This window comes from Candidatus Protofrankia californiensis, assembly GCF_900634765.1.
Classification (GTDB): Bacteria; Actinomycetota; Actinomycetes; order Frankiales; family Frankiaceae; genus Protofrankia; species Protofrankia californiensis.
The window spans coordinates 26,732-35,287 of the sequence record NZ_CAAAFT010000496.1 but is presented as its reverse complement, the minus strand read 5'-3'; the positions used below and the strand labels follow the sequence as shown (position 1 = coordinate 35,287).

The 8,556-nt window shown below is 67.6% G+C and carries 5 protein-coding genes and 1 pseudogene; 4 read left to right on the top strand and 2 right to left on the bottom strand.

Annotated features, from left to right (window positions below; genetic code table 11):
* Together DD1DGNOD_RS26095 and DD1DGNOD_RS26090 are read right to left on the bottom strand one after the other, a co-directional pair.
* The coding region (locus DD1DGNOD_RS26095) for an inositol-3-phosphate synthase (RefSeq protein ID WP_241256005.1) at nt 1–966 on the bottom strand (966 nt) is incomplete at its 3' end.
* A 73-nt stretch (nt 967–1,039) separates the two neighbouring features.
* Nucleotides 1,040–1,675 carry a PadR family transcriptional regulator gene (locus DD1DGNOD_RS26090; RefSeq protein WP_131768947.1) on the bottom strand — a complete coding sequence of 212 codons (636 nt, stop codon included), beginning with the start codon at nt 1,673–1,675 and terminating at the stop codon, nt 1,040–1,042.
* A 370-nt stretch (nt 1,676–2,045) separates the two neighbouring features.
* On the opposite strand from DD1DGNOD_RS26090, the gene DD1DGNOD_RS26085 reads away from it, so the two are divergent.
* From DD1DGNOD_RS26085 to DD1DGNOD_RS28455, 4 genes and pseudogenes are all read left to right on the top strand, one after another.
* The gene (locus DD1DGNOD_RS26085; protein ID WP_131771228.1) at nt 2,046–2,453 is read left to right on the top strand and encodes a DUF5318 family protein; all 408 of its coding nucleotides are present in this window, start codon (nt 2,046–2,048) and stop codon (nt 2,451–2,453) included.
* A gap of 201 nt (nt 2,454–2,654) precedes the next feature.
* On the top strand, nt 2,655–5,315 hold the full coding sequence (locus DD1DGNOD_RS26080) for a transglycosylase domain-containing protein (RefSeq protein ID WP_241256004.1): 2,661 nt from the start codon (nt 2,655–2,657) through the stop codon (nt 5,313–5,315).
* 251 nt (nt 5,316–5,566) lie between these two features.
* Nucleotides 5,567–7,480 carry a glycosyltransferase family 87 protein gene (locus tag DD1DGNOD_RS26075; RefSeq protein ID WP_131771227.1) on the top strand — a complete coding sequence of 638 codons (1,914 nt, stop codon included), beginning with the start codon at nt 5,567–5,569 and terminating at the stop codon, nt 7,478–7,480.
* A 23-nt stretch (nt 7,481–7,503) separates the two neighbouring features.
* Nucleotides 7,504–8,556: pseudogene (locus DD1DGNOD_RS28455) on the top strand (hypothetical protein); the annotation flags it as partial.

The window sequence follows — 8,556 nt, the reverse complement described above, 5'->3', positions numbered from 1 at the left end:
GCCGATACCCCGGTCAAGGGCGATCTTGGCGCAGCGGACCGCGTCGATGACGACACCGGCGCTGTTCGGGGAGTCCCAGACCTCGAGTTTGTATTCCAGGTTCAGGGGCACGTCACCGAACGCGCGGCCCTCAAGGCGGACATAGGCCCACTTGCGGTCGTCCAGCCAGGCGACGTAGTCGGACGGGCCGATGTGGACGTTGTCCTTGCCGATCTCGTGGGAGAGCTGGGAGGTCACCGCCTGCGTCTTGGAGATCTTCTTGGACTCCAGCCGGTCCCGTTCGAGCATGTTCTTGAAGTCCATGTTGCCGCCGACGTTGAGCTGCATCGTGCGGTCCAGGACGACGCCTCTGTCCTCGAACAGTTTCGCGAGCACCCGGTGGGTGATGGTGGCGCCGACCTGTGACTTGATGTCGTCACCGACGATCGGAACACCCGCGGCGCGGAACTTCTCCGCCCATTCGGGGCGGCCCGCGATGAACACCGGCAGGCAGTTGACGAAGCCGACGCCGGCGTCGATCGCGGCCTGGGCGTAGAACTTCGCCGCGTTTTCGGAGCCCACGGGCAGATAGCAGACGAGGACGTCGGCTCGGGCCTCGCGCAGGGCGGCGACGACGTCCACCGGGGTGTCGTCGGACTCGGCGATCGTCTCCCGGTAGTAGCGACCAAGGCCGTCCAGCGTGTGGCCGCGGGCGACCGTGATACCCAGCGGAGGCACTTCCGCTATCTTGATCGTGTTGTTCTCGCTGGCGACGATGGCCTCGGACAGGTCGCGCCCGACCTTCTTCGCGTCCACGTCGAACGCGGCGACGAACTCCAGATCCCCGACGTGGTATTCCCCAAGCTGGGTGTGCATCAGGCCCGGGACCTGTGCGGACGGATCAGCGTCGCGGTAGTACTCGACCCCCTGGACGAGGGATGCGGCGCAGTTGCCTACACCGACAATGGCGACACGTACCGAACCCATGACGGTCTGCTCCTTTTGCGGTTGTGGGACGCGGGTGGGCGGGATCCGGGCCGAGGTGGCACCGGCGCGGGTACTAACGCGCGGGCGGGACCTCGTTGCCGTTCCCTCCCGGATCCGACGGCGTCGGCGGCGTCGAATCGGTGGACAACTCTGTGGATGTTTCTATGGACGGCCCGGTGGCCGGTGCCTGCGCACGCTCCGTCTCGATCAGCTCGGTCAGCCAGCGGACCTCGCGTTCGACGGACTCAAGGCCGTGGCGCTGCAGTTCGAGGGTGTAGGAGTCGAAACGCTCGCGGGTCCTGGCCAGGGCGGACCGGACCTTCTCCCGCCGTTCCTCCAGTCGTCCGCGCCGGCCTTCGAGGATGCGCAGCCGCACGTCGGCATCGGTCTTGCCGAAGAACGCGAACCGGATGCCGAACATCTCGTCCTCCCAGGAGGACGGACCGCCCTCACCGAGCAGGGCGGCGAGGCGCTCCTTGCCCTCGGCGGTGAGGGTGTAGACGACGCGACTGCGACCACCGAGGCGATTTGCGGCGCTGGAGTCGTCGGCCGTGACGTAGTGCTCGGCCTGCAACTTGCGCAGGCAGGGGTACAGGGAGCCATAGCTGAAACGATGGAAGGTCCCCAGCACGGTGTTGAGGCGTTTGCGCAGCTCGTAGCCGTGCATCGGGCTTTCGGAGAGCAGCGCGAGGACGGCCAGCTCCAACATCCCCGCTCCTTCCCTCGGAAGTCAGCCGTAACACCGACGTGACCGGTATGTCCAGGCCAGTCCAGCGTTGCGATCCATCGGTTTGATCTATCTGGTCGATCCAGTGGTAAGACATGCTGATCTAGCGGTAAGACATATCGTTCCGATACATCGAGCATGCCACTTCAGGATAACGAAGGCAACCAGGGATGTCTGGCACGGAAAGTTGAGATGGCCGGATCGTTGCCGCGGGCCCAGGTCCCGGCTTCCCAGGTAATTGCAAAGACAACCGTAACGCGCTGTGTCCGGCGTTCGGCGCTCTTTCGGCGTCGCATGGGCTTGTGTCCGGACCGTCTGCCAGCACGACGCATCCGGCGTACCGTCTTATGCCATGCGTCCACGGTCGGTTGTCGACTACGCGCTCGCCCGGCGGGCGACACTCGCTGACCTGCATGCCGGCAGGGTGTCGACGACGGATGTGTGTGACGCGCACCCATACCTGCTGCGGGCGGCCAAATACCACGGGGAGACGACCGCCAGGCGCTGCCCGGTCTGCCGGGGCCGCGAGCCTTTGACCAATGTCACGTACACCTACGGTGACGAGCTCGGCGTGAGTTCCGGCCGGGTGCGGGCGACCAGGGACCTGCCGTCCCTCGCCCAACAGTTCAGCGAACTGCGTGTCTACGTTGTCGAGGTCTGTACGTCCTGTGCCTGGAATCATCTGATCATGTCATTCGTGATCGGTACCGGCCGGCCGCGGGTCAAACGGACGACCCGCCGGAAGACGGCTGAGGAATAACGGCGCCGGTCGCGCCGGCATGTCCTGACGGCTGTCCGTGTCAGCCGTTAAGAGCTGTCTGGGTCAGCTGTTAAGAAGAGCCCGGTGTGCGTGCGGTTGTGAGGGGCGGCGTACCGTCTCACAACAGCCACCGACGACGCGGGGTTCACTCCCGCCGCCACGGACGGGACTGTCAGTGAGGCCAACATCTACGATCGGGACGTGTACCCGCGCGACGACGACGGCCGTACCCACACTCGCCGTGCCCAGGTTGACCGGGACCAGGCCGACCGGGACCATCCGGATGCCGGACCTGTGAACGGATACCCGAACAGTCGCTCGGACGGTGACACCCAGCACGGCGGTGGCGCATCCGGCAGGGCGGGCGCCGCCCCCGGCAGCACCGCATACAGCGAGGCAGACCAGACGTCGGTGCACTCCGACCGGCGGGGCCAGCCTGTCAACAGCATGTACGACACGACCGACCGGGCTGCGATGGACCGCATCGGCGTCCGGGAACGGACCGCCAACTCCACCACCTATGTACGCCGTCCCCGCCCGGATGACGTCCCCGCCGCGGCCCCGACGAACGGCGTGCTGGAACGCGTCGGTGAAGATCCGGACCCGTCGATCCGTGTCGGTGGTCGTCGCAGCCGCGCGGACGAGGCCCAGCAGCCCCCGGTCAGGCCGGATCAGGGAAGACGGGGTCCGATGTTCTGGCGGAACTCTCCACAGTGGTTGCGCCGGCTGGTCATGTTCGGGTTGCTGTTCTGCGTGCTGATGTTCGCCGCGCTGGTCGCCGTCCTCTACTCCTTCACGAAGGTGCCGCTGCCGGCGACCGTCAACGCCGACGGGCAGACGTCCATCATCACCTATGCGGACCGCACGACGGAGATCGCCAAGATCGGGACGGTCAACCGGACGGACGTCCCGCTGTCCGAGGTGTCGGTCGACATCCAGCATGCCGTGCTTGCGGCGGAAAACAAGAATTTCTACAGCGAGCCCGGCATCTCCCCGAAGGGAATCGCCCGGGCGTTGTGGGTGAACGTCCGCGGTGGTGAGATCGCCCAGGGCGGGTCGACCATCACCCAGCAGTACGCCAAGAACGCCTATCTGACGCAGGAGCGCACCTTCTCCCGCAAGATGAAGGAGATCGTCCTCGCGGTCAAGCTCGCCCGGAAGTACTCCAAGAACGAAATTCTGGAGTCCTACCTCAACACGATCTATTTCGGTCGTGGGGCGTACGGCATCGAGGCCGCGTCCAAGACGTACTTCGGTAAGTCGGCCAAGGACCTGACCGCGGAAGAGGGCGCGGTCATCGCCGGGCTGATCCGCTCCCCGAACGCGCTGGACCCGCGGGTGACCCCGGCCGCTGCCGAACGTCGGTGGCACGAGGTGCTGGACACGATGGTCGCGAAGGGCTGGCTTGACGCCTCCCGTCTGACGCCGGACAAGAAGCCGCCGGTGACCCTGGAACGGGACAAGTCCAACGGCATGGCGGTCTCCTCGCCGCAGGCCGCCTACATCCGTGACCAGGTCAAGGACGAGCTGATCGACGCCGGGATCACCGAGCAGCAGATCAACCTGGAGGGTCTGCGTATCCAGACCAGCATCGACCAGGGCCGACAGACCGCCGCCTACCTGGCCGTGACGAACGTGCTGGCCAAGCCCTACACCGCCGTTCCGGACCTGAAGACCGGCCTGGTCGCGGTCGAACCGGGTACCGGCCGGGTGCTGGCCTGGTACGGGGGTTCGATCTACGGCAAGGGCGACAACGGCCAGACCTCCTACGTCGACAACGTCTCCGGGGCGCAGGTGCCACCGGGATCGACCTTCAAGCCGATCACGCTGGCGGCCGCGCTGCAGGAGGGAGTCAGCCTCAAGTCGGTCTACGAGGCCCCGGACGTGCTGCGGATTCCCGGAAAGGCCGCCGACGGCAGTGGGACGTACGTTGTACGTAACGACGAGGAACACGGCAACTTCGGGTACATCGACCTGATCGAGGCGACCGCCGAGTCGGTCAACACCGTCTACGTTCCGCTGGGCATCGAGGCCGGTATCGACAACGTCGTCTCCACCGCGCACGCCCTGGGCGTGGCCAAGGACGTCAAGCTGACCGATGACGCCGGTGTGACCCTCGGACGTGACGGCATCACCGCCAAGAGCATGGTTGCGGTCTACGGCACCTTCGCCAACGGCGGAAAGGCCGCCGTCCCGCACCTGGTCGACCGGGTGATCGACGGCAAGGGCAAGGTCATCTACGAGGGTCCGACCACCTCGAAGAACGCCATTCCCGCGAATGTGGCGGCCGATGTGACCCATGCCCTGCAGGCGGTCCTCAAGAACGGTACGGGTAAGGCCGCGCAGCTTGCCGACGGCCGTCCGGCAGCCGGCAAGACCGGCACCACGGACAATTTCCGGACGGCGTGGTTCTGTGGCTACATTCCGCAGATCGCGGCCTGCGTGAACATGTTCCGCGGTGACGGTGGGGTGAGCAAGGCGACCGCTTTGACGGGGATTCCGGGGGCCACCGGCGGTGTCTACGGCGGCGGCTACCCGGCGAAGATCTGGAAGGCGTTCATGGACGGCGCCCTCACCGGCGTGACGCCCCAGGCCTTCCCTCAGCCGAAGTACGGTGGGACCGTCACCAACGCGTCGCCGTCGCCGACTCCGCAGCCGACCATCTCGCCGGAGCCCACTGCCTCACCCAAGGTGACGAATACGGCGGATGCACCTGACCGGCGGGGGCGACCGACAGCACAGTTCCTACCGTCGGCCGTCGCGACCGCATCCCCCGACGGACAGGTCGGACCGACACCGACCCCGAACACCAGACGTTCGAGGAACGACGGGTTACCCCAGTTCGACGAGTCAGACGGGTGAGTCCGACGGGCTCAAGCAGTCGGGTAGAGGTCCGGGAGGCTCGGCTCCCCGGACTGTCCAGGTCCCCCAACCACCGAGTGGGAAAGCATGTTGTGCGGCCGACAATGGTGCATGGCTAGATTCTTCGGAGCCTTCCGAACCTCCTCCCACGCCGGCTGTGCCGACGTGGGAGGAATCCGGCAGCGACAGGCCCGTCTGCCGGATCACCGTGTGCTCCGACGGCTCCCCGAGTGGTTTCGACGGGTCCGCGGATGACCGTGCAACCGCTGGCGTCCGGGACGGGTGGTAAGCGCTCGTCGGGAGCAACGCCCGTCACCCCGGTCTGCCCGTCCCGGGAGGACCCGGTGGTCGCCGGTGCCAGCATGCTCGTCGGTGGCCCGCCAGGTGATCACGCCAGCATCGGCGCCGGCCGGAGCTGGTGGACGCCGCTGCGGGTGCTCATGGCGTTCACCGTTCTCGCGTGCGTCCTCGCCTACGTGCAGAAGGCGCCGTGCCGCGACACCCGTAACTGGTCGCACGAGTATCAGTACACGCGGATGTGCTACTCCGACGTGGTCGCGCTGTACGGTCAGGAAGGTCTGGCCACGGGCAAGCGTCCCTTCCTCGACTATCCGACCGAGTACCCGCCGCTGATAGGCGCGGTCATGCAGTTCGCGTCGTCGGTCGCCGGTGCCGCCTCGCCGTCACAGCCGGTGTACCGGGACGAAGGCGGCAGGCAGGTGCTGGCCGGCTACACGATCGACCAGCGGACGGCCGTCTTCTACGACGTCACAGCTTTGCTGTTCCTGGTCGCGAGCTGTGTCGCGGTCTTCTGCACAGCGCTGACCGCGGGCCGGGCACGGGTATGGGACGCAGCCCTGTTCGCGCTCGCCCCCGTCCTGGTGCTGCATCTGTTGACCAACTGGGACATCGTCGCGGTCGCGTTCGCCGCCGGGGGGCTGCTGGCCTGGTCACGCCGCGCACCCACGCTTGCCGGCATCCTGTTCGGGCTCGGCGCGGCGACGAAGTTCTACCCGCTGCTGTTCCTCCTACCCGTCGCCGTGCTGGCCCTGCGTGCGGGCAGGGGCTGGGCCTTCGGTCGCGCCCTGGTGGCGACGGTCGTGACCGCCGCCACCGTGTGGGCGCCATTGTGGCTGGTCGCCGGCTACTTCACCGACGATCAACGCACCGGTGACAGCATCTGGACGACGTTCTGGGCCGGCGGTGACTGGCCTGCCCTGTTCGGCGGCCATTCCGGCGGTGCTACGAACGCGATGCTGCGCTTCATCGATCTCAACTCACAGCGCGGTCCCGACTGGGACTCCCTGGCGTTCGCCACGACATGGCTGGCCGGTTCCTTCTCACCCCGGGCATTCGGACCCCTGCATCTGATCGTCATGCTGCTGGTCGGGCTCCTGCTGGCCGTGGCGGGTTTTACGGCCGCCTCGCGCCGGCCGGCGCGGCGGGTACCGATCGCGCTGGCCGGGCTTGTCGGGTGGCTGCTGGTCGCGGTCACGGTCCCGGAAGTGCTCGGCGCCGTCCGGGACAACGGGATCCCCACCGGTACGCTCAACATCGTCTCGACGATCGTTCTTGGGATGCTTCTCCTGGGCGTCGCGGCGCTGGGATGGTTGGCTCCGCGGCGTCCGCGCCTGCCGGCACTGCTGTTCCTCACCGTCGTCGCTTTCCTGGTGAGCAATAAGGTCTTCTCCCCGCAGTACACACTGTGGCTGGTACCGCTGGCGGCACTGGCCAGGCCGCGGTGGCCGGCGTTCCTCGCCTGGCAGGCCAGCGAGGCATACCTGCTGCTCACCCGGTTCCTGCACTTCGTCTACAACGACACCAACGGAGCACACGGGATCGGCCGCGGCTGGTTCGTGGGTGCCGTCGCCATCCGTGATCTCGTGCTGTGCGTGCTGGCCGGGCTGGTCGTCCGCGAGATCCTGCGGCCGGAACTGGACGTGGTCCGCATGACCGGAGCGGACGATCCGGCCGGCGGCGTTCTCGATGGAGTCCCGGACCGCCGCAGGCGCCGCAGCTGCCGCAGGGCAGGCGTCCCTGCGGACGTCGTCACTGCGGATGCCGGCCAGGAGGTCCATCAGGACGCACGTCAGGTGTTTCCCCGCCGCTCGGTAGCCGGCGGGGAACAGCGGGGTGGACCGGCCATGGCCGGGGCCAGCCCGTGACACCGGCCTCGGATGGCCCCCCAATGCCTTCGGAACCCGGGCTGCCGGCAGCACGACAAAAACATAATCATGCTGCTTTTGGCCCTCTGGCGGATCCCTTCCGCAGCGCTGGACCTGGTGGACCAGATTCCACCGCACCAGATTCCACCGGTCCGGACGCCACCGGACCGGATGCCGCTGCACTGGACGCCACCGCGGCGGCGCCGGGCACGAGAGTCCACGCGGGTGTGATCCGCACTCCGGTTCCGCGTCCGGGTACTGCCGGTGGTGTGGGTGTGCTCCGGTCATGGCGCAACCGCGTTCCGCAGGCTGTCCGGGCGACTCTGCCGGTGTGGATCGCCAGCCGGGTCGCGGTGGTCGTGCTCTCGCTGGCCGCGTCCCGGGCGCTTTCCGGCCGCCAGGTCGCGGACCTGCCGGATCTGAACACCCTGTGGGATCGCTGGGACGTCGGACTGTTCACCAAGGTCGCGCGGTTCGGCTACAAGTCGCCGGAATACGCCGACCACACCGAGGTGGACTTCCCCGGATTCCCGATCGCGATGCGCCTTGCGCACCTGGTCGTCCCGGACTGGACCTTCGCTGGGATGGTGGTCTCGTTCGTGGCGGGTGCCGCTGCCGTGGCAGCCATCTGGCAGATGCAGATGGACGACTCCGCGACGGTGCGGACGCGCGCGGGCGTCAGGGACCGGACGGCTGTCACGGACCGGACAGGTGCCCAGGGCCGGATGGCCGTCGCGGACCGGGATGGCGCGCAGGACGGACAGGACGCGCAGGACGGACAGGACGCGCGGGGCGGGCCTGACCGGCGTGGTGCGGACTTTGCGGTCATCGCCGTCGTGCTGTTCCCGTACGCGGTGTTCCTGTGCGCTGCATACTCCGAGGCGATCTTTCTCGGTTTCGCTACCACGTCCTGGCTTGCGGCGCGCAGGCAGCGCTGGTGGCTGGCGGGTCTGCTCGGCGCGGGCGCTGCATCCGCCCGGGTCACCAGTATCCCCTTCTGCCTGGCACTGGCGGTGCAGTACGTGTTCAGCCGGCGGCGTGCGGGGCTGCCGGTGTTCGCGCCGCCGGCTGAACAC